Source organism: Nostocoides vanveenii (genome assembly GCF_039531165.1).
Classification (GTDB): Bacteria; Actinomycetota; Actinomycetes; order Actinomycetales; family Dermatophilaceae; genus Nostocoides_A; species Nostocoides_A vanveenii.
This window is the reverse complement of sequence record NZ_BAAAPN010000009.1, coordinates 45,621-64,923: the sequence shown is the minus strand read 5'-3', so window position 1 is coordinate 64,923 and position 19,303 is coordinate 45,621. Positions and strand designations below refer to the sequence as shown.

At 68.8% G+C, this 19,303-nt stretch carries 21 protein-coding genes; 5 read left to right on the top strand and 16 right to left on the bottom strand.

What is annotated here, in order from left to right; all coding sequences use genetic code 11:
• Positions 1–141: 141 nt before the first annotated feature.
• The 5 genes from tatC to ABD209_RS01715 all read right to left on the bottom strand — a co-directional run bounded on the left by tatC (position 142) and on the right by ABD209_RS01715 (position 3,578).
• On the bottom strand, positions 142–918 hold the full coding sequence (gene tatC / locus ABD209_RS01735) for a twin-arginine translocase subunit TatC (RefSeq protein WP_344061203.1): 777 nt from the start codon (positions 916–918) through the stop codon (positions 142–144).
• Positions 919–985: 67 nt separating this feature from the next.
• Positions 986–1,219 carry a Sec-independent protein translocase subunit TatA gene (gene tatA, locus ABD209_RS01730; protein WP_344061200.1) on the bottom strand — a complete coding sequence of 78 codons (234 nt, stop codon included), beginning with the start codon at positions 1,217–1,219 and terminating at the stop codon, positions 986–988.
• 36 nt (positions 1,220–1,255) lie between these two features.
• Complete coding sequence (locus ABD209_RS01725; RefSeq protein ID WP_344061197.1) at positions 1,256–1,561, bottom strand: hypothetical protein; 306 nt, start codon at positions 1,559–1,561, stop codon at positions 1,256–1,258.
• Positions 1,558–2,589: a helix-turn-helix transcriptional regulator gene (locus tag ABD209_RS01720; protein ID WP_344061194.1), complete on the bottom strand. Its 1,032-nt coding sequence runs from the start codon at positions 2,587–2,589 to the stop codon at positions 1,558–1,560. The genes ABD209_RS01725 and ABD209_RS01720 overlap by 4 nt, the downstream gene beginning before the upstream one ends.
• Complete coding sequence (locus ABD209_RS01715; RefSeq protein WP_344061191.1) at positions 2,586–3,578, bottom strand: helix-turn-helix transcriptional regulator; 993 nt, start codon at positions 3,576–3,578, stop codon at positions 2,586–2,588. The genes ABD209_RS01720 and ABD209_RS01715 overlap by 4 nt, the downstream gene beginning before the upstream one ends.
• Before the next feature lie 41 nt (positions 3,579–3,619).
• Between ABD209_RS01715 and ABD209_RS01710 the strand changes: the two genes are divergently transcribed.
• A complete protein-coding gene (locus tag ABD209_RS01710) occupies positions 3,620–4,747 on the top strand; it encodes a DUF3866 family protein (protein ID WP_344061215.1) in 1,128 nt (375 codons plus the stop codon).
• A gap of 130 nt (positions 4,748–4,877) precedes the next feature.
• Here the strand turns inward: ABD209_RS01710 and ABD209_RS01705 are convergent, their stop codons facing one another.
• The 9 genes from ABD209_RS01705 to ABD209_RS01665 form a co-directional block, all read right to left on the bottom strand.
• On the bottom strand, positions 4,878–5,264 hold the full coding sequence (locus ABD209_RS01705; protein WP_344061188.1) for an FKBP-type peptidyl-prolyl cis-trans isomerase: 387 nt from the start codon (positions 5,262–5,264) through the stop codon (positions 4,878–4,880).
• A gap of 34 nt (positions 5,265–5,298) precedes the next feature.
• Positions 5,299–6,312, bottom strand: a complete 1,014-nt coding sequence (locus ABD209_RS01700; protein WP_344061185.1) for an FKBP-type peptidyl-prolyl cis-trans isomerase — start codon at positions 6,310–6,312, stop codon at positions 5,299–5,301.
• A gap of 104 nt (positions 6,313–6,416) precedes the next feature.
• Positions 6,417–7,802, bottom strand: a complete 1,386-nt coding sequence (pafA, locus tag ABD209_RS01695) for a Pup--protein ligase (RefSeq protein ID WP_344061181.1) — start codon at positions 7,800–7,802, stop codon at positions 6,417–6,419.
• 19 nt (positions 7,803–7,821) lie between these two features.
• On the bottom strand, positions 7,822–8,700 hold the full coding sequence (prcA, locus tag ABD209_RS01690; protein WP_344061178.1) for a proteasome subunit alpha: 879 nt from the start codon (positions 8,698–8,700) through the stop codon (positions 7,822–7,824).
• Positions 8,697–9,518, bottom strand: a complete 822-nt coding sequence (gene prcB / locus ABD209_RS01685; RefSeq protein ID WP_344061175.1) for a proteasome subunit beta — start codon at positions 9,516–9,518, stop codon at positions 8,697–8,699. The genes prcA and prcB overlap by 4 nt, the downstream gene beginning before the upstream one ends.
• Entirely contained in the window at positions 9,515–9,712 is a 198-nt protein-coding gene (locus tag ABD209_RS01680) for a ubiquitin-like protein Pup (protein ID WP_324386175.1), read from the bottom strand. The genes prcB and ABD209_RS01680 overlap by 4 nt, the downstream gene beginning before the upstream one ends.
• 88 nt (positions 9,713–9,800) lie before the next feature.
• Positions 9,801–11,336 carry a depupylase/deamidase Dop gene (dop, locus tag ABD209_RS01675; protein WP_344061169.1) on the bottom strand — a complete coding sequence of 512 codons (1,536 nt, stop codon included), beginning with the start codon at positions 11,334–11,336 and terminating at the stop codon, positions 9,801–9,803.
• Between the two features lie 20 nt (positions 11,337–11,356).
• The gene (locus tag ABD209_RS01670; RefSeq protein WP_344061167.1) at positions 11,357–11,998 is read right to left on the bottom strand and encodes a vWA domain-containing protein; all 642 of its coding nucleotides are present in this window, start codon (positions 11,996–11,998) and stop codon (positions 11,357–11,359) included.
• Positions 11,995–12,393: a hypothetical protein gene (locus tag ABD209_RS01665; RefSeq protein WP_344061164.1), complete on the bottom strand. Its 399-nt coding sequence runs from the start codon at positions 12,391–12,393 to the stop codon at positions 11,995–11,997. Before ABD209_RS01665 ends, ABD209_RS01670 begins: the two co-directional genes overlap by 4 nt.
• Positions 12,394–12,462: 69 nt before the next feature.
• Here ABD209_RS01665 and ABD209_RS01660 point away from each other — a divergent pair, with 69 nt between their 5' ends.
• The 4 genes from ABD209_RS01660 (at position 12,463) to ABD209_RS01645 (ending at position 16,445) form a co-directional block, all read left to right on the top strand.
• Entirely contained in the window at positions 12,463–13,458 is a 996-nt protein-coding gene (locus ABD209_RS01660) for an alpha/beta hydrolase (RefSeq protein ID WP_344061161.1), read from the top strand.
• 37 nt (positions 13,459–13,495) lie between these two features.
• On the top strand, positions 13,496–14,476 hold the full coding sequence (locus tag ABD209_RS01655) for a ribose-phosphate diphosphokinase (protein ID WP_324386568.1): 981 nt from the start codon (positions 13,496–13,498) through the stop codon (positions 14,474–14,476).
• A gap of 361 nt (positions 14,477–14,837) precedes the next feature.
• Positions 14,838–15,812 (top strand): non-homologous end-joining DNA ligase, encoded by a 975-nt coding sequence (gene ligD / locus ABD209_RS01650; RefSeq protein ID WP_344061158.1) that lies wholly within the window; start codon positions 14,838–14,840, stop codon positions 15,810–15,812.
• A 327-nt stretch (positions 15,813–16,139) separates the two neighbouring features.
• Positions 16,140–16,445, top strand: a complete 306-nt coding sequence (locus tag ABD209_RS01645; protein ID WP_344061155.1) for a hypothetical protein — start codon at positions 16,140–16,142, stop codon at positions 16,443–16,445.
• A gap of 60 nt (positions 16,446–16,505) precedes the next feature.
• Here the strand turns inward: ABD209_RS01645 and ABD209_RS01640 are convergent, their stop codons facing one another.
• Both ABD209_RS01640 and arc read right to left on the bottom strand, forming a co-directional pair.
• A complete protein-coding gene (locus ABD209_RS01640) occupies positions 16,506–17,468 on the bottom strand; it encodes a TolB family protein (protein ID WP_344061152.1) in 963 nt (320 codons plus the stop codon).
• Between the two features lie 213 nt (positions 17,469–17,681).
• On the bottom strand, positions 17,682–19,289 hold the full coding sequence (gene arc / locus ABD209_RS01635; protein WP_324386576.1) for a proteasome ATPase: 1,608 nt from the start codon (positions 19,287–19,289) through the stop codon (positions 17,682–17,684).
• Between the last annotated feature and the right edge of the window lie 14 nt (positions 19,290–19,303).

The following is a 19,303-nucleotide window of genomic DNA, read 5'->3' as shown; positions in this document are numbered from 1 at the left end:
TTGGCCGAGCAGGCGGCCCCTGCTCGGTAACCCACGAGTGTTTGTGAGTGAGGCCCCGGCCCGCAACCGACTCAACCATCCTGAGCGGTCACTCCATACGGTCTAGGGCGGGTAACGCGATTCCTCGCGGATAACGAGAAACTAAAGCGGGGATGCCTGATCGTCGGAGACCTTGGTCCAGTCCGGAGCATTCGCGGCGCGGCGCTTGTCGAAGCGCAGTCCGATCAGAGCCGCGACGAAGTAGAGCACGATGAGCGGCGCCGCCATGAAGAACATCGTGACCGCGTCGGGCGTCGGGGTGACGATCGCGCACACGATGAAGATCACCACCATGGCCGGGCGCCACTGGCGCATCAAACTGCGGCCGGGCAGGGCACCGACCGCGATCAAGCCGACCAGGGCAACCGGTAGCAGCCAGGTGATGCCGAACGCCAAGATCATCCGCGTCACGAACCGGAAGTAGAGCGCCGCCTCGGGCAGGTTGTAGGCATTCGGCGGGGTGAAGCCGAGCAGGATGTTGACGGCCTTGGGCAGGATCCAGTAGCCGAAGCCGCAGCCGATGAGGAAGAGCGGGATCGTCGCACCGATGAAGACCAGCGAGATCTTCTTCTCGCGCTTGGTCAGGGCCGGGACGATATAGGCCCAGGCCTGATAGAGCCAGACCGGGCTGGAGAGGATCAGGCCGGTCCACAGCGCCAGATTGATCCGGGTGCTGAACGCGGCCGTCAGACCGGCGAAGTTCAGCGCGACCTTGTCCGCGTCATAGCCGCGCTCGCGAGCGACCTCGGTGATGGGGGCGGTCAGGTGTGCGTAGACGAAGTCGAAGGTGAACCAGCCGACGATCGAGAAGACGACCATCGCGAGGGCGGACTTGACCACCCGGTTGCGGAACTCGATCAGATGCTCAATGAGGGGCATGCGCCCCTCCGGGTTGTCCTTGCGACTCACCCGCGAAGAGCGCCCCGGGACTCGGAGCGCCACCGGCTCAGGACTGGTTGTCGGTGCGCGGGCTCTTGTCGTCGCGCAGCGCGTTGCCGTCCTGCGGGTTCGAAGCGTCCTTGCGGGCCTGGTCCTCGGCCTTCATCTCGTTGACCTCGGCCTTGAAGACGCGAGCCGAACGGCCGAGCGAACGGGCCGCGTCGGGCAGGCGCTTCCAGCCGAAAAGGAGAATCACCACCAGGGCGATGATGATCAGCTCGGGGGCACCAAGGCTGGGCATGGCGGGCCTTTCGGATGACGGACGTTGGGTAGGAGTCTAACGCCGGGCCCAGCGCGGCAGGTTCGCTTCGCGCCGAGTCCGTCGTTCATTCTCGACGGTCGCACGCGTTGCTGTGCGTTCCCTGTACATCGTCTCTGGGTGCTCGAAGACCGCCAGCCGGGCCGGGGCGAGGGGCGGCCGCTCGGCGGCGGAGTCCAGGAGGGCCGTGGCCGCGCCGAGGTCGCCCGCCGCCACGCTCAGCGCCTTGGCCGAGCGCCAGGTCGCGCGGGCGCGCCTCCAGATCCACCAGCCACCACCGCTCAGGATGCCCACGAAGACGAGCAGCCACGCCCACCAGGTCATCGAGCATGCACCTCATTCGCCGCGGTGCCGTCGCCGGTTTCCCCCACTGGTGTCTGCGTGTGCCCGTAGGCCGCGAGCGCCCGCCCCGCGGCCTCGCTGACCTCACGCGCGAGTTCGGGCGGGGCGACGACCCGCACACCGCCACCGGAGCGCAGTGCCAGGCGGCGCACCCAGCCGGTCTCCCCCGCCCGGAGCGTCACCCGGCGCGTGGCCGGGCCGTCCTCCTGCGGCAGGTCCACGGATTCGACCGGATAATACTCGGCGACCCATTCCCAGCCGGTGCTGAGGTCGAGGGTGATGACCGGGTGGTCTGCGGAGGCCACGAAAGTGCCCGCACTCAGGTCACGGGTCCGGGCGTCCGGCGGTGGCGTGCCGTCGGCGTCGAGGATCTCGATAGTGGTGATCCGGTCGAGCCGGAAGAGCCGGGTGTCGCTGGCGCGATGGCACCAGCCTTCGAGATACCAGTGTCCCTCGATGCCCAGCAGGCGCATCGGGTCGACATCGCGTTCGGTGCTCTCGTCCCGCGCGGGGACGTGATAGCGCAGGTGGAGGCGGCGGTGCGCCTTGAGGGCATCGGCAACCACGGCCCGGGTGTCGGCCGTCGAGGCGTCATCGAGGACCGCCTCGACCCTGCCGCCCTCCCCCATGATGCTTGCCGCCGCGGCCTCGAGCTTGGCCAGGGCGCGTTCGACGACCGGGGCGTCGGTGACGCCGTCGGCGCCGGCGAGTGCTCGCAAGCCGACCATCAGCGTCAGGGCCTCGGCGCGCGAAAGGCGCAGCGGCCGGGCGATGGTCTCGGCGTTGCGGATGAAAATCTTGCCGCCCTCGGTGGAGACATCGATCAACTCATCGGTCATCGTGCCGTAGCCGCACATGAACAGCAGATCGAGATCAGCCTGCAACTGCGCGACCGAGACCCCGAGCTCGCGGGCGGCCTGATCGATGTCGACGCCCTGCCGGTTGACCAGCCAGGGCACCAGGCTGAGCAGACGTGGGACGCGCGCGCTGGCGCTCTCCGCGATGATCACGCTGCCCCCTCCCGCGCGGAGCCGGCCGCTGCCCCGGCGAGATTGGCGATGACCGCCGCCCGCAGGTCGTCAGGGAGATCGACGATGACGTCGTCAGCGTAGGAGGCGAGCTCGCTCGCGGTGGCCGACCGATCCGCATACGGCAGGCGAAGCGTGGTCCAGTCGAGAGCATCGTCGACGATGTCGCTGCGCGCGCGCAGCGCGTGACCCGTGCCCGGACGCACCCGCACAAGAGCGACGTATGCCGTGTCCGCCTCCCGCCGACGGCCCACCATGGCGGCCGGATTGTGGTGCGGGGGAACGGCATACGAGCCGGAGGCGCCGACCGTGCGGACCGCGCCGGCGATCCGGCTGAGGCGGAAGACGCGGGGGGCGTCGCGGTCGAGGTCGTGGCCGGTGAGATACCAGCGGCCCGAGGCCGTCGCCAGGCCCCAGGGGTGGACACGCCGCGTGGCGGGAGCGTCGTGGCCGGGGCGCGCATACTCGAAGCAGACCGGGGTCAACGTCAACAGGGCGTCCAGGAGCGGGGCGAAGGCGGGCTCGCGGGTGGCGACGAGCGGCTCGACGCCGATGAAGGCGTCGCCGTCGGGTTCGACGCCGCCGGCCCGCAGCTTGCGAAGCGCGGTGGCTGCCGGAGCCGCGAGCGTGGCGTGGGACCAGGCGCGCGCGGCGAGGCCGAGGACGGCGAGTTCGTCGGGCTCGAAGTGTAGATCGGGCAGGGCGTAGTCGCGTTCGTGGATGCGATAGCCCGGCTCGTCCTCCCAGGCGGCGGTGATGTCCTCGGTGACCAGCGGGATGCCGAGCTCGCGCAGGTCCTCTTTGTCGCGCTCGAACATCCGCTCGAAGGCCTCGGTGTTGGGGGCGAGACGGTATTGCTCGACGATCTCGCGGATCCGGGCCTTCGGTAGCGGACGCCGCGTATAGAGCAGCGTCATGACGAGGTTCATCAGCCGCTCGGTCTTGGCGGCGGCACTATTGGGCGCGGACATCGCGTCCAACGCTAACCGAGGCGGCTAGCGTTCGCTGCGTGATGCAGTGGCGAGTCGGGACCGTGCGCGAGCGCCGCCGGGCGTGGGGCGGGGCGATCGAGTATGCCGTTGCCGTCGAGCCGGTGGGCGACGCGCGCGAGGGCGGCGCGGATTCGCTCACCGTCCGGGCGCTTGGCTATGCCGACATCGTCGGCTCGCTCGAGGTGGGCGACCGAGTGCTGCTCAACACCTCGGCGTTGGAGCGCGGGTTGGGCACCGGCGGCTATGCCTTCGTCGTGGCGGCGCCGGATGCCCGGCCCGCCGACCCGGCGCCCGGGCCGGGGCATATCGTCAAGGCGCGGTACACCCCGCAGCAGCAGCTCGTGCTGGCGATCGATGAGCAGGAGAGCCCGGCGCACGAGGCCTTCTTGGGCGGGTCGGCTGCAGTCGGCGACCTGGACGGCTTCCCGGTCCTCGTTGCCGACCTGCACTCGGCGCTCGCTCCGATCCTGTGCGGCGTCCGGTCGCTGGCCCCGGCGGCGAGGGTCGTCTATGTGATGACGGACGGCGGCGCCTTGCCGCTGGCCTTCTCGATGGCCGTTGCCGGGCTGAGCGAAGCCGGCTGGCTGGCCACGACGATCACCGTCGGCCAGGCGTACGGCGGCAGCCACGAGGCGGTCACCCTGCATTCGGCCCTGCTCGCCGCCAAATATGTCCTCGGCGCCGATCTGGCGGTCGTTACCCAGGGGCCGGGGAATGTCGGCACCGGGACGCCCTTCGGATTCACCGGGCTCGCCGCCGGCGAGGCCCTGAACGCCGTGCACACGCTCGGTGGACGCGGCCTTGGGGCCTTGCGGGTGTCGGCGGCCGACCCCCGCGGACGGCACTACGGCATCTCGCACCACAGCCGAACGGCATACGGGCGGCTGGTGCTGGGGCGGGCGACGCTGGTGGTCCCGGGGCTGCCCGGCGAATTCGGCGAGCTGGTCGACGCCCAGGCCGACGACCTCGCCCGGGAAACGCACAACCGGCTCACCCTGGCGGGTGAGCCGGTCGACGGGTTGGACGAGGCGCTTGCGACCTCACCGGTCGCGCTGTCGAGCATGGGCCGCGGCCTGGACGCGGACCGGGAGTATTTCCTCGCCAACGCTGCCGCCGGCCGTTACGCCGCCCGCCTCCTGCTGAACTGACCCCCCCGTCGAGTGGCCGGTTCAGCCCCGTCGAGTGGCCGGTTCCGCCCCGTCGAGTGGCCGGGCCTCGGCCAGCTTAGGGCTGGACTGGCCTTTCGATGACCCTGAACCGGCCACTCGACGTGAAGCGTCAGCGGACGTCGACCAGGTCGACGACGAAGATCAAGGTCTCGCCGGGCTTGATCGCGCCGGCGGCGCCGCGGTTGCCATACGCCAGGTGGGCGGGAATGGTCAGCTTGCGCCGACCGCCGACCTTCATGCCCGCAATGCCCTGGTCCCAGCCGGGGATGACCTGGCCGACGCCGAGCCGGAAGTCCAGCGGGGCGCCGCGGTTCCACGAGGCGTCGAACTCCTCGCCGGTGGAGTGGGCGACGCCGACATAGTGGGCGCGCACGGTCGAGCCGGCCTTGGCTTCGGCGCCGTCGCCGACGGTGATGTCCTCGATGACGAGGTCCGCGGGCGCCTCACCCTCGGGGAAGTCGATCTCCGGGCGCTCGGTGTTGGGGTCGAATGGCATACGGGCTCTGCTCCTTGGGTAACGAAACGCGGGGTCAGTAGGCGGCGAGAATGTCGACGACGAAGACGATCGTGTCGGTGCCCTTGATGTCTCCCGAGCCGGCCGAGCCGTAGCCTTCGTCCGGCGGGACGACGAGCAGCAGGCGCGAGCCGACCTTCTGGCCCTCGACGCCCTTGTCCCAGCCGGCGATGACCTTGCCGGCGCCGACGGGGAAGCTGAAGGTTCCGCTGTGCTTGAAGCTGGAGTCGAAGACCTTTCCGTCGCGCCAGAGCGCGCCGGTGTAGGTGACGACGGCGGTCTGGCCCTTCTTGACCGTCGCGCCCTTGCCTTCGATGAGCGGCTGGATGACCAGCTTGGTCGGCGGGTCGGACGTCGGCATCACGAAGCCCGCGTCCTTGCCGTCATTCCACGTGACCTCAGGCAGGCCCTTCTTCGGGGCCACCGTGGTCCCCTCGGCCTTGGCCAGCGGCGTGATCAGACTCTCGACATCGAACGCGAAAACCAGGGTGTCGGTGGCGCCGATGCCCGCTTGCGCGTTGCCCTGGGCGCCGAAGGCATCGGCCGGCGGAATGGCAACGACGACCCGCTCACCCTTCTTGACCCCGGTCAGCGCCTTGCGCAAGCCGGTCAGGAGAGACTCATCCCCCACATTGAAGCCGCCGGCAGCGGTCGAATAGCTCTCGTCCAGCACCTTGCCGCTGGTCGCGTTGACCAGGGTGTAGTCCACGACGACGACATTCTTGTCGGTGCTCGCGTCGCCCGAACCCTCCTTCAACACGGCGGATGCGTAGGCTCCCACGCCCCAGGGCGTCTTGGCGAAGGTGACCTTCGGGGCCTCCTTCTCGCTCCCGCCGGTCACCTTGACGTCGGCGATCTCGCCGTCGGTCACGGCCGGAGCCGCGGAGGCGGTGGCGCTCCCCGAGGCCGACGACGAGCTATTGCCCGACGTGGCGTCGTCGGAGCCACACGCGCTGACGCCCAGCGCGAGGGTTGTCGCCGCGGCAGCAGCGATCAGGGCACGCCCGGGACGGGCAAAAGCAGAAGTCACGAGTCAACCTCGGTAGTCGGGTCAGCGAAAAGCGGGCCGCGCGCAGCGGCGCATCGACTCCACCCTAACCCGAGCGTTTGTGAGCGCCGTGCGGTTCCCGGCGCTCAGGGCTTGGGCGCGGACGTGGCTCGCATGCTCTCGATGAGGCGCTCCACGCGGGGGTCGCTCGCCAGGAACGGGTCCTTGCACAAGACCGTGCGTTGAGCCTGATCGTTGAGCTTCAGATGCACCCAGTCGACCGTGAAATCCCGGCGCATCTCCTTGGCTGCAGCGATGAAATCGCCCCGCAGCTTGGCCCGGGTCGTCTGGGGCGGTGAGTCCTTCGCCGCCACCACCTCAGCCTCGGTGACCACGCGCTCGGCGAGCCCGCGGCGTTGCAGCATGGCGAACAGGCCGCGGCCGGGCGAGACGTCGTGGTAGGCGAGGTCGAGTTGCGCGATGCGCGGGTGAGCCATCGGCAGGTCGTTCTTCGCGGCATACGTCAGCAGGAGGCGGTGCTTGATCGCCCAGTCGATCTCCCGATCGATGAGCGTATGGTCGCCCGTCTCGACCGCAGTCAGCGTGCGTCCCCACAACTCCAGCACGCGCTTGGTCTGCGGATCGTCGTAGCCTCGCGAATCCGCGAAATCCATTGCCTTGGAGAGGAATTCGCCCTGCAACTCGAGGGCGCTCAATTCGCGGCCATTGGCGAGTTTGACCGTGCGCCGGCCGGTCAGGTCGTGGCTGATGTCGCGGATGGCGCGGATGGCGTTGTCGAGGGTCAGGTCGCGCAGCACGACGCCCTCCTCGATCATCCGCAACACGAGATCGGCGCTGCCGACCTTGAGCAGGGTCGTCGTCTCGCTCATATTGGAGTCGCCGACGATCACGTGCAGGCGGCGATAGCGCTCTGCGTCGGCGTGCGGCTCGTCACGGGTGTTGATGATCGGGCGGCTTCGGGTGGTCGCCGACGAGACGCCTTCCCAGATGTGATCGGCCCGCTGGCTGAGGCAATAGGCCGCCCCCTTGGCGGTGGCCACGACCTTCCCGGCGCCGCAGATGAGTTGGCGACTGACGAGGAAGGGGATCAGCACCTCGGAGAAGCTCTGGAACTCCGCCGACCGGCCGATCAGATAGTTCTCGTGGCAGCCATAGCTGTTGCCGGCAGAGTCGGTGTTGTTCTTGAAGACATAGATCGCTCCGTTGACCCCATCCTCGGCCAGTCGCTCGGTGGCATCGGTGACCAGGTCGTCGAGGATCCGCTCCCCCGCCTTGTCGTGGGCGATCAGCGTGGTGATGTCATCGCACTCCGCCGTGGCGTACTCGGGGTGCGAGCCGACGTCGAGGTAGAGCCGGGAACCATTGCTGAGGAAAACGTTGGAGCTGCGGCCCCACGAGACGACCTTGCGGAAGAGATAACGGGCGACCTCGTCCGGCGTCAGCGTCCGGTGGCCGTCGGCCACGCAGGTGATACCGAACTCGGTCTCGATGCCATAGATGCGCCGTTCCATCGCCTCTCCCCGCTCCGCGTCAATCGCCCTCGGCGCCGTCGCCGGCGCCTTCCTGCGCGTCCTGTTCCGCCGGCCGCTGCGTCTGCGGATTGGTGGACGTATGCCGTGGGCTCGCCGACGCCTGATCGCCGGCCACATCGTGCAGGATGTCGCGATGCCCGGGCTCGCCGTCCTCGGCGGGCGCATCGCTGGTCGGGTCGGACTCGCTGAGCAAGGCGGCCAGGAGCGGCCCGGTGATCCGCCGGAAGGTGCGCCGCGGCCGGGTGCGATCCAGCACGGCGACCTCGAGGCCGCTCTGGTCGAGTTGGCGTGGCTCGCCGCCCGCCGGGTCCATCGCGAGTAGGCGCACCGCCAGGCCCAACGCCTCAGCGAGGGTCATGCCCGGTCGCCACTGCTCCTTCAAGCCGGCTTCGAGCGGCTCGGTGGCCCCGCCCATGGCGAGCCAGCCGACCTCGTCGGCGACGGAGCCGTCATAGGTCAGGCGATAGATCTGATCACCTTCGGGCGTGGTGCCGACCTCGGCGACACAGATCTCGACCTCGTAGGGCTTGCTCTCCTGGATGAAGACGCTGCCGAGGGTCTGGGCGTAGGCGTTGGCCAGCGCTCGCGCACTGACATCGGAGCGGTCATAGGAGTAGCCGCGCAAGTCGGCATAGCGGATGCCGGCCACGCGCAGATTCTCGAACTCGTTGTATTTGCCGACGGCCGCGAAGCCGATGCGGTCGTAGATCTCGGAGACCTTGTGCAGCGCCCGCGAGCGATTCTCGGCGACGAAGGCGATGCCCAAGTCGTAGCCGAGGACGATCACCGAGCGGCCGCGGGCGATGCCCTTGCGCGCGAAATCGGCCCGGTCCTTCATCAACTGTTCGGGCGAGACGTAGAACGGCTGCTGGCTCATCGGGCACCTCCCGGGTTGCCGGTGCGACCGGCGAGGACGGCTTCGACCGCGGCGGCAACCGACGCATCCTCGGCGAAGCGGGAGCCTTCGGCGTCGACGATGGCCACCGTCGGCCAGGTCCGGCGCAGCACATCGGGGCCGCCGGTCGCCGAGTCGTCGTCGGCGGCGTCATAGAGCGCTTCGACGGCCACCGACAAGGCCTGCGCCTGGTCCATGTCCGGGTGCCAGAGCTTCTTCATCGAGCCCCGGGCGAAGGGCGAGCCAGAGCCGACACTGTGGTGGTTGTGCTCCTCGTAGCACCCGCCGGTCACGTCATAGGAGAAGATCCGCCCGGTCACGGTGTCCAGGTCGAAGCCACCGAAGATCGGCACGACGGCCAGGCCCTGCATCGCCATCCCGAGGTTGCCGCGGATCATCGCGGCAAGGCGATTCGCCTTGCCTTCCAAGGACATCAGCGTGCCCTCGATCTTTTCGTAATGCTCCAGCTCCACCTGGAAGAGCTTGACCAGTTCGATGGCCAGCCCCGCTGTGCCGGCAATACCGACAACCGAGAATTCATCGGTCGCAAAGACCTTCTCCATATCCCGGTTGGCGATCAGGTTGCCCATCGTGGCCCGGCGGTCGCCGGCCATGATCAGGCCGCCGGCATACGTCAGGACGACGATCGTCGTGCCGTGCGGCGCATCGATCGACCCTGGTGGCAGTGGGCGCCTGGCAGGCAGCAACTCGGGGGCGTGGGTCGCGACGAACTCGGTGAAGGAGGAGGAGCCGGCCGACCGGAAGGTGTCCGGCAACCTGCCCACGTCGGCAGCCGTCACTGCCCGCCCTTTTGCACGAAGCTCTTGACGAATTCCTCGGCATTGGACTCCAGCACGCCGTCGATCTCGCTGAGCAGGTCGTCGACCTCGCTGTCGATCTGTTCCTTGCGCGCGCTCACCTGCCCGGCGTCGTCCCCGCCGCCCTCGTCCCCGTCCCCGCGACGGGTGGGCCTGATCTGCTCCTGGCCAGCCATGACAACCTCGCTTCTCGGTGCTTTGTTCGAGCCTATGTCACGGAGCCAACAGCGCCCCGTAAGGCACGGCGTGCTCCCATCGCCGAGGTCAGCGGCGGTCGAGGTCGCCGGTCAGCCACTCCAGGAGGGCCGCGACATCGGGGCTGGCGTCGATGATGTCGCCCACCGCCTCCCGCGTCCCCCGCAGCGGCTCCATCATCGGAATGCGGTGCAGCGTCCGGCGGCCGGGCACTTCGAGGATGATCGAGTCCCAGGACGCGGCGACCACGTCGTCGCCGAAGCGCTCCAGGCACCGGCCGCGGAAGTAGGCGCGCGTGTCCTCCGGCGGCCTCGTGACGGCCGACGCGACCTCGTCCTCGGAGACGAGGTCGGTGAACCGGCCACCCGCCCGCAGCTTGTTGAAGATCCCCTTGTCGGGCCGGACATCAGACCATTGGATGTCGATGGCCTTCAGTCGCGGGTCATTCCATTCCATCGCATCGCGCTCGCGATAGGCCTGCAGAAGCTGGAGTTTCGCGACCCAGTCTACCTCGCGGGCCGCACTCATCGGGTCGCTTTCGAGCTTCGCGAGCACATCGGCCCACCACCGCATCACCTCGGCCGTATGCCGTTCGCTCCCCTCCCCCGTCGCCTCCAGTCGCGCGTGGCACAGGTCGTGATAACGCCAGAGCAACTGCACCGCAGTGAGCTTGCGCCCGTCGTGCAACTCGATCAGCGTCGTCAGGCTCGGGTCGTGCGAGATCGCCTGCAGCGTGGCCACCGGGTTGCGCACCGAGAGGTTGTCGGTCATCGCCCCCGCCTCGATGAGCTCGAGGACCAGTGAGGTGGTGCCCAGCTTGAGCAGGCCCGCAACATCGCAGTGATTCGCGTCGCCGATGATCACATGCAGCCGGCGATACTTGTCGGCGACCGAGTGCGGCTCGTCACGGGTGTTGATGATCGGCCGCTTCAGCGTCGTCTCCAACCCGACCTCGACCTCGAAAAAGTCACTGCGCTGGGCGATCTGGTAGCCCGGGCGCTTCGAGTCGACGCCGAGGCCGACCCGCCCGGACCCGCACATCACCTGCCGCGCGACAAAGAAGGGCGTCAGGTGCCGGACGATCTCGGCGAAGGGCGTCGAGCGCCGCATGAGGTAGTTCTCGTGTGTGCCATAGGAGGCGCCCTTGCCATCGGTGTTGTTCTTGTAGAGGTTGACACCGGGCGGGCTGGCGGCCAGCCGCGCGACGGCGTCGGCCATGATCGCCTCGCCGGCCCGGTCCCAGATCAGCCCGGCCCGGGGGGTGGTCACCTCGGGTGAGCTGTACTCCGGGTGGGCGTGATCGACATACAGGCGGGCACCATTGGTCAGCACGACATTGGCGAGCGTCGGGTCGTCGGTGTCGCCGCCCCACTCGTCGGTCAGTTGCGAGGGATGCGCGACCCTGCGGCTGATGTCGAAGCCGCGGGCGTCGCGCAGCGGGGCCTCGTCGGCATAGTCCCAGGAGGCGCGCGCCGCGCGTACGCCCTGCGCCTGCGCGTATGCCGTGACCACCTGCCCCGAGAGCACCATCGGGTTGGCGTGCGGCGCCTTGGGCATCGAGATGCCGTACTCGGTCTCGATCCCCATGACGCGCTGCACACCCATGCGGTCAGCCTATGTCGCGCTCATCCGGCCGAGTCGCGACGCTCCTTCTCCGAATACCCGCGCAGCGAGGCGTCGGCGCAGTGCCGGCGGGCCGTGCGCAACTCGCCGACCATGCTCGACGCGGCGGCCATCGCGGGGGCGACGGCACCGCGGGCATACGTCAACGAATTGGCGGCCGCGACCCCGATGCTGGCGCCGACCTCGATGGCGTCCTGATCGGCCCCCATATAGAGGAATTGCCACAGGTAGTCGCGTTCCTGCTGCTCGATGAGCGCCTTGACCGCCGCGTGCGTCCACTCCTGGCTGGCGTTCTCCAGGCCATCGGTCATGATCGCGACGACGACGGTGCCGGGGCGCTCTGCCTCGGGCAGGCGCGCGAGGGCCTGACCGGCCTCGGTGACCAGGCGGCCGATCGCGTCGAGTAAGGCGGTCGTGCCGCGCGGCTGCAGGGTCAGCGGCTCGACGAGGGCGACGTCGAGATCGGCGTAGACGACCTCGTAGGCGTTGTCGAACTGCGCAAGCGTGACCCGGCATCGCCCAGCCGCGTTGCGCTGCTCGGCGATGAAGGCCGCGAAGCCGCCCTCGGTGTCGGTCTTGATCGACTGCATCGAGCCGCTGCGGTCGAGCAGGAAATACAGATGAGTCAGCGTGCTGTCGGTCATGGTGCTCCTTCGGTGGTGGGTCGCCGGGGCTTGAAGCGCATGGGCGCCGGGGTGGGCGGTGCTGCCGGGGCCGGTGTGCCGGTCTCCGCGTCGTACTGGGCTCGGCGGATGGCGTCCGCGGTCACCCGGCCCGCGTCATTGGCATAGCCGGCGAGGCGAGCCGTGCGCGCGAGGCGCGGGCCGACGGCGTTCTCGGTCAGCCCCGCGGCGGCCCCGGCTCCCCGCAGGCTGGCGCCTTCGTCGAGCACGGCCGCCGCTAACGCGTCGTCGATGAGCCGGGCCAGCAGGTCGGCCGCCGCGCGCAAGTGCGGCAGGGCAACCACCGGGGTCATCGCACCGGCCACGTCGAGTGCGGCCTTGATTTCCTCGATGCCGGGCTTCTGGTCTTCGATCATGGCCCCATTGTCCCGCAGATTATGCGGGACCGCAATATTTGCGGGGCCGCAGGTCTGCAAGGATGCGTCATGCTCCGCCCCTATCCCGGAATGGCCCCCTGGCTGACCACCGTCGTCACGCTCGTCGATGCGGCGGGTCGTAAGCCGATCCAGGATCTCGATCTCGACGGCATCGCGGCCAATCGTGCCGCGGTCTATCCGCGCGGCCGGCTCGCGCAGCGTGTGCTGGGCGCCATCGACCCGAGCGTCACCATCACCACCGCGGTTGCCGACGGGCGAGGCGGGACGCGAATCCCGTTGCGGCTGTATCGATCCGGACGCAGCGGACCCGGCGCGCCGGTCATCTTCTTCTACCACGGGGGCGGCTGGGTGCAGGGCAATGTCCTCAACTACGACCCACTCTGTGCCGACCTGGCGGCCGGTGTCGGCGCCTTCGTGGTGTCGGTCGACTACCGCCTCGCCCCTGAGCACAAGGCGCCCGCCGCAGCGCACGACTGCATCGACGCCACGAGGTGGCTGCTGGCGCGCGCCGAGCAGTACGCCGTGGACGCGAGCCGCGTTGCGGTATCGGGCGATTCGGCGGGTGGGAATCTCGCCGCCGTCGTCACGAAGGCCTTCCGCGATGCGGGGGCGGACGGCATACGGGCTCAGGCGTTGATCTATCCGGCAGTGGACTGCACGCTCGCCTCGCCGTCCATCGACGAGCACGCGTCGGCGCCCATCCTGACCCGCGCCGGCATCCACGCCTTCCTCGGGCACTATCTGGACGGGAGCGGCGTCGACCCGCGCGATCCCATCGTCTCGCCGCTCTTCGGCGACCTGCGCGACCTGCCGCCGGCGCTGATCCAGACCGCGGATCTGGACCCGATCCGTGACGACGGCCTGCGGTATGCCGCGGCTCTCGCCAGCGCGGGCATACCGGTTCGGGTCACGAACTTTCAGGGTGCGCCGCACGGCTTTGCCTCGCTAGCGGGCGCGTATCGGGGCGGCGAAGCCCATCGGCGGGAGTTGGTGGGCTTCCTCACAGCCGCACTCTCGGCGGCGAGGGCAGGCGTGGGCGGCTAGGCTGGCGCCAGTCCGTCCGCAGCGCCGTAGGGAATGTATGCGCGACATCGTGGTCTTCTCCGGGTCGAGTCACCGGGCCCTGTCCCAACGCATCTGCTCGGCGCTCGGGGTGCCCTTGTCGCCGAGCGTGACCTCGCGCTTCAGCAATGACTGCCTGCAGGCGCAACTCGGGGCGAACTGCCGGCAGCGGGATGTCTACATCATCCAGCCGATCGTGCCGCCGACCCAGGAGTCCTTGATGGAGCTCCTGCTGATGATCGACGCGGCCAAGGGGGCGTCGGCAGCGCAGATCACCGCGGTCCTACCGCACTATGCGTATGCCCGATCGGACAAGAAGGACGCCTCCCGAATCTCCATGGGCGGTCGCCTGGTCGCGGACCTGATCACGACCGCGGGCGCGCACCGGGTGCTGACCATGGCGCTGCACGCGCCGCAGGTGCACGGCTTCTTCTCGGTGCCGGTGGATCACCTGACGGCGATCGGGGTGCTGGCCGACCATTTCCGGGGCGGGAATCTCGAGAATTGTGTCGTCGTATCCCCCGACCTCGGCAATGCCAAGACGGCGACCCAGTTTGCGCGCCTCCTGGGCCTGCCGGTCGCGGCGGGGTCGAAGATGCGCAAGGCCGACGACAAGGTGGTCATCGACATGATCGTCGGTGACGTCGCGGGCAAACGCGCGATCGTGCTCGATGATGAGATCGCCACGGGTGGGTCGATCATCGAGTTGCTCGAACGGCTGAAGGACTTCGGCTGCACCGAGGCGGCGATCGCCTGCACGCATGGGTTGTTCACCGGGCGGGCCGTGGAGCGGCTCTCGACGCACCCGATGATCAGCGAGGTCGTGACCACCGACACCGTGCCCATGCCGGATGTGGAATGGCCCGGGTTGAAGGTGCGCTCGGTGTCGGGGCTCTTTGCCGAAGCGATCGGACGGATCCACATGGGCGAGTCGATCTCCTCCCTCTTCGACGGCGTCGACCCCACCCACGCCCCACCCCAGCCCACGCTCTTCACCTGAGAGCGCACCGACTGGGGCCGCATTTTCGTGTGGTCGGGGTGGAGCCGGCCAGGCAACCGGATCAGTGGCGACGCGTGCGCGCTGGTGTCTGGATTCCCGCGGGGATTTGCGCCGCCCTGACACCTGAGCAGCAGCACGCGGCCGCAGTCCATTCGGCAGCCTTGACCATGACCTCCGGGAGACCGCTGATTTGTGCCGGTCCGAGCGCAGCGAGGACGTGACCACCGAACTCGGGCCTGACTTTCGTTGGCGGGCCTCGGTATAATCCGGCCCCCCAACGAAAAGGCGGCCCGAGTCGTGCTGAAGGCGCCGGGAGCCGCGCCGGCGCGGGGGCGGGGGCCACACGGCATACGGTTGGTGTATGGCGGCGCGCAAGGGTGAGTTCGGGGAGCCGGTCGTACTCGACGTGGACGGCTACGACGTCAAGCTCTCCAGCCCCGATCGTGTCTACTTCGCCGAGCGCGGCGAGACCAAGCTCGACCTCGCGCGCTACTACGAGTCCGTCGCGCCCGGCATCGTCAACGCACTGCGCGAGCGGCCGTGTATGTTGCACCGCTTCCCCGACGGCGTCGACGGGCCCAAGGTCCACCAGAAGCGCCTGCCCCGCGGCGCGCCGCCCTGGGTCGAGACGGTGCGGTTGCACTTCCCGCGTTACGGGCTGCACGCCGACGAGTTATGCGTGACCAAGGCCGCGGATGTGATCTGGGCGGTCCAGATGTCGACGGTCGAGTTCCACCCGTGGAACAGCCGGCGGGCCGACACCGAGAAGCCGGACGAGTGGCGCATCGACCTCGACCCGATGCCCGACGCTCCCTTCGCGCGCGTCCGCCGCGCCGCCGAAGTCAGCCACGAGGTCCTCGACGAGCTCGGCGCTGTCGGCTATCCCAAGACCTCCGGTGGCCGTGGCCTGCACGTCTATGTCCGCATCGTGCCCGAGCACGGGTTTGGCGACGTGCGCCGCGCGGCTCTCGCCTTCGCGCGCGAGGTCGAGCGCAGGCTCCCGGACGATGTGACGACGACCTGGTGGCGCAAGGACCGCGACCCGGCGGCCGTCTTTGTCGACTACAACCAGAACGCGCGCGACCATACGATTGCCGCCGCCTACTCCGTGCGCGGCAACCCGCGCGGCACCGTCTCGGCCCCTCTGACCTGGGGCGAGATCGCTACCGCCGAGCCCGACGACTTCACGATCGCGACCATGCCCGCGCGCTTCGCCGAACTGGGCGACCTGCACGCGGCCATCGACACCACGCCCTACGACATTGCACCGCTGCTGGATCGGGCCGAGCGCGACGAGCATGCGGGCGCGCAGTCGCCACCCGAGGACGACGACTAACTCGGGTAATCCAGCCGAGAGGGCGCGCGGCGCCAGCCGGTATGCCGTGCACCCCCCAGCCCCTCGTCCGTCATCGCTCGGCGATGACGACCCCGAACCTCATCCAAAATCCCGGTGGCGAGTCCTCGGCGGGCAGCGCTGACGGGAATCCGGTCGCCGCACCGAAGTGGACCAAGGGACCTCAGAGTGGTTTCACCCCCCGTCAAATATGGTGTGGGCCTCTTCCCGACGTCGACAGCCCCGGGCCCGCCATCTCGAGGGAAAAGCTTCTTCGCCGGGGGTCCTTTGGGCACGCGGCCGGTCGTCACGGCCAGCCAGACGATTTCCTTGGCTGCCTACGCGACGGCCATCAGCAAGGGCTCGGTCAAGTACACCCTGTCCGGGTGGTTCGGCGGTTTCAGCGATCAGGATGACAACGCCAAGCTCAGTGTCACCTTCAAGAGCGCAACTGGCGCGAGCGTCGGAACGTCCGGATCGATCGGCGGCGTCAAGGCGGCCGATCGCGGCAACACGACAAAGTTTCTCCCCGCCACCAAGGCGGGAGCGGTGCCCAAGACCGCTCGGACTGCCCTGGTCACGATCACCATGCAATGGACTCAGGGCTTCTACGTCGACGATTACACGACAATCTGAGCCTGGTGCTGTCCGGCACCTGATGGTGCGGGCGTTCATGGGCCGAGAGCGCGACCTCGGTCACCAGCGCCAGTCCAGCGGCCGCGCGTTCGTGAAGAGCAGGCGGCGCGAGGTGCCAGCGGCATTGGTCACCCAAGCGTCCGAGAATGCCTTCGCATAGGCGACCCAGCGCCCGTCCGGCGACCACACCGGCGTGTCGGCAGAGTTCGGGAAGTCGCCGGGGCCGACCCACGGGGTGATCCGCACCGGGCTGGCCCCTGTTGGGCTGGTACGAATGACCGACGTCGCCCCCTCGACGTCGCGGGCGTCCACCCACACCAGCCGGCGACCGTCGGCCGACCAGTCCGGGTTGGCCAGGCGGCCGGCCACGCGGGAGACGACCGCGCCGGTGCTCGCGTTGACGACGAGGGGTAGCACCTTCGACGGAGCATCGGCATACCGGCAAGCATGTTGCAGCGCAAGGCGATTCAGGCGAGGGTGCCAGCTCGGATTGAGATAGGCATCGCTCGCCGAACCCTTGCACGCACCCGCGCTCGGGTGTTCTGTGCCGGTCAAGATCCACGTCGCCTTACCAGAAGGCGCGGTCGACCGGACCGTGGCCACGCCGCACCCGCGGAAGTCGGCCGCGCACGAGGAGTATGCCAGCCGCTTCCCATCCGGCGACCACGTCGGGTCCTCGTCGTATGCCGGTCCGCTCGTGATCCGTTGCTTGGCCCCGCCCGCGGCGGTCATCACCCAGATGTCCGGGTCGCCCGAGGTGTAGCTGGAGTAGGCGATGCGCATCCGGTCCGGAGACCAAGCGGCGGTGCTGACCTTGGCGGCCAGCCGGCGCCAACCGGTCCCGTCGGCGCGCACCGACCAGAGGTCACCGTCGCGCGCGACGAGCAGGGTGCCCGGCAAACGGAAGGAGTCCCGCACCTCGGAGGGCGGTAGGCCGGCCGCGCTTCCTTCGCCTGCCACACCCACGAGCGCGGTGACCGCGAGCGCGGGGGCCACGGCGAGCGCGCAGCGACGGGACGGCATACGGATGAACATGGCTTCTCCTGATGGCTTCGGCGGCGACTTCCCTTGAGCGCGCCAGACGCGTGACCGGCAGGTGAGGTTGCGGCGGTGGGGAATTCGCCAAACCGGGACAGCGGGGCCGGCCCGCCCTACGGTGCCGATGCCGATCCCCAGCGGCCGACTCAGCAGCGCGCCGGCACGCCTTGACCAGAGTCGAGCGTGCCCGCGCGCTGCTCAGAGATACTGCCCGGTGTTGCCGACCGACTCGATCGTGCGCCCCGGCTCGGTGCCGGACTTGGTCGAGACCAGGGTGCGGACATAGATGATCCGCTCGCCCTTCTTGCCCGAGATCCGCGCCCAGTCGTCCGGGTTGGTCGTATTGGGCAGGTCTTCGTTCTCCTTGAACTCATCGACGCAACTGGCCAGCAGATGCTCGACGCGAATGCCCCGCTGCCCGGTGGTGAGCAACTCCTTGATCGCGATCTTCTTGGCCCGGTCGACGACGTTCTGGATCATCGCGCCGGAGTTGAAATCCTTGAAGTAGAGGATCTCCTTGTCGCCCCCGGCATAGGTGACCTCGAGGAAGCGATTCTCCTCCTGCTCGGAGTACATCCGCGCCACCGTGGCCTCGATCATCGCCTCGACCGTCTCCTCCGGGGAGCCGCCGTGCTCGGCTAGGTCGTCGGCGTGCAGCGGCAGATCGGCCGTCAAGTATTTGCGGAAAATGTCGCGGGAGGCCTCGGCATCGGGGCGTTCGATCTTGATCTTCACATCGAGCCGTCCCGGTCGCAGGATCGCCGGGTCGATCATGTCCTCGCGGTTGGTGGCACCGATGACGATGACGTGCTCCAAGCCCTCGACGCCGTCGATCTCGGCCAACAATTGCGGCACGATCGTCGTCTCCACGTCGCTGGAGACACCCGACCCTCGGGTGCGGAAAAGCGAGTCCATCTCATCGAAGAAGACCACGACAGGCGTGCCCTCATTCGACTTCTCGCGGGCGCGGTGGAAGATCAGCCGGATATGCCGCTCGGTCTCGCCGACATACTTGTTGAGCAGCTCCGGGCCCTTGATGTTGAGGAAGTAGGACTTCGCCAGCGGCTTGCCCTCCTTCTCGGCCACCTTGCGCGCCAGCGATGCCGCGACGGCCTTGGCGATCATCGTCTTGCCGCATCCCGGCGGGCCGTAGAGGAGCACCCCCTTGGGCGCCTTGAGGTGGTGCTCGAGATAGAGCTCGGGGTGCAGGTAGGGCAGTTCCACCGAGTCACGGATCGCCTCGATCTGCCCGCGCAGCCCGCCGATGTCCTCATAGGAGATGTCGGGGACTTCCTCGAGCACCAAGTCGGCCACCTCGGCCTTCTCGATCCGCTCGAAGACGAAGCCGGAGCGCGGCTCCAGGAGCAGGGCGTCACCGACGCGAATGCTGCCCTGGGGAACGGAGTCGGCCAACCGGCATACGCGCTCCTCGTCGGCATGGGCCACGACGAGGACCCGGTCGGGTTCGATGAGCTCCTTGACCAGCACAACCTCACCCACACGTTCATACCCGCAGGTGGCCACGATATTGAGGGCCTCGTTCAGGCGCACCTCGCGGCCCTGGCGCAGCTCCGCGCGCTCGATGGTCGGGCTCACGGCGACCTGCATCTTGCGCCCGCCGGTCAGCACGTCGGCGGTCCCGTCGTCGTGGATCTCCAACACGATCCCGTATGCCGCGGGCGGTGCCGCGAGCCGGTCGACCTCGGACTTGAGGGTGACGAGTTGTTCGCGTGCGTCCTTCAGCGTGCGCACGAGACGGTCGTTCTGGGCGGACATGGTCGCCAGCTGCGATTGCAGGCGACGCATCTCGATGGACGAGT

Coding starts and splice junctions, on each gene's coding strand:
- tatC (WP_344061203.1), bottom strand. CDS start 918: ATGCCCCTCATTGAGCATCTGATCGAGTTCCGCAACCGGGTGGTCAAG.
- tatA (WP_344061200.1), bottom strand. CDS start 1,219: ATGCCCAGCCTTGGTGCCCCCGAGCTGATCATCATCGCCCTGGTGGTG.
- ABD209_RS01725 (WP_344061197.1), bottom strand. CDS start 1,561: ATGACCTGGTGGGCGTGGCTGCTCGTCTTCGTGGGCATCCTGAGCGGT.
- ABD209_RS01715 (WP_344061191.1), bottom strand. CDS start 3,578: ATGTCCGCGCCCAATAGTGCCGCCGCCAAGACCGAGCGGCTGATGAAC.
- ABD209_RS01710 (WP_344061215.1), top strand. CDS start 3,620: ATGCAGTGGCGAGTCGGGACCGTGCGCGAGCGCCGCCGGGCGTGGGGC.
- ABD209_RS01705 (WP_344061188.1), bottom strand. CDS start 5,264: ATGCCATTCGACCCCAACACCGAGCGCCCGGAGATCGACTTCCCCGAG.
- pafA (WP_344061181.1), bottom strand. CDS start 7,802: ATGGAACGGCGCATCTATGGCATCGAGACCGAGTTCGGTATCACCTGC.
- prcA (WP_344061178.1), bottom strand. CDS start 8,700: ATGAGCCAGCAGCCGTTCTACGTCTCGCCCGAACAGTTGATGAAGGAC.
- ABD209_RS01680 (WP_324386175.1), bottom strand. CDS start 9,712: ATGGCTGGCCAGGAGCAGATCAGGCCCACCCGTCGCGGGGACGGGGAC.
- dop (WP_344061169.1), bottom strand. CDS start 11,336: ATGGGTGTGCAGCGCGTCATGGGGATCGAGACCGAGTACGGCATCTCG.
- ABD209_RS01670 (WP_344061167.1), bottom strand. CDS start 11,998: ATGACCGACAGCACGCTGACTCATCTGTATTTCCTGCTCGACCGCAGC.
- ABD209_RS01665 (WP_344061164.1), bottom strand. CDS start 12,393: ATGATCGAAGACCAGAAGCCCGGCATCGAGGAAATCAAGGCCGCACTC.
- ABD209_RS01660 (WP_344061161.1), top strand. CDS start 12,463: ATGCTCCGCCCCTATCCCGGAATGGCCCCCTGGCTGACCACCGTCGTC.
- ABD209_RS01655 (WP_324386568.1), top strand. CDS start 13,496: ATGCGCGACATCGTGGTCTTCTCCGGGTCGAGTCACCGGGCCCTGTCC.
- ligD (WP_344061158.1), top strand. CDS start 14,838: ATGGCGGCGCGCAAGGGTGAGTTCGGGGAGCCGGTCGTACTCGACGTG.
- ABD209_RS01640 (WP_344061152.1), bottom strand. CDS start 17,468: ATGCCGTCCCGTCGCTGCGCGCTCGCCGTGGCCCCCGCGCTCGCGGTC.
- arc (WP_324386576.1), bottom strand. CDS start 19,289: ATGCGTCGCCTGCAATCGCAGCTGGCGACCATGTCCGCCCAGAACGAC.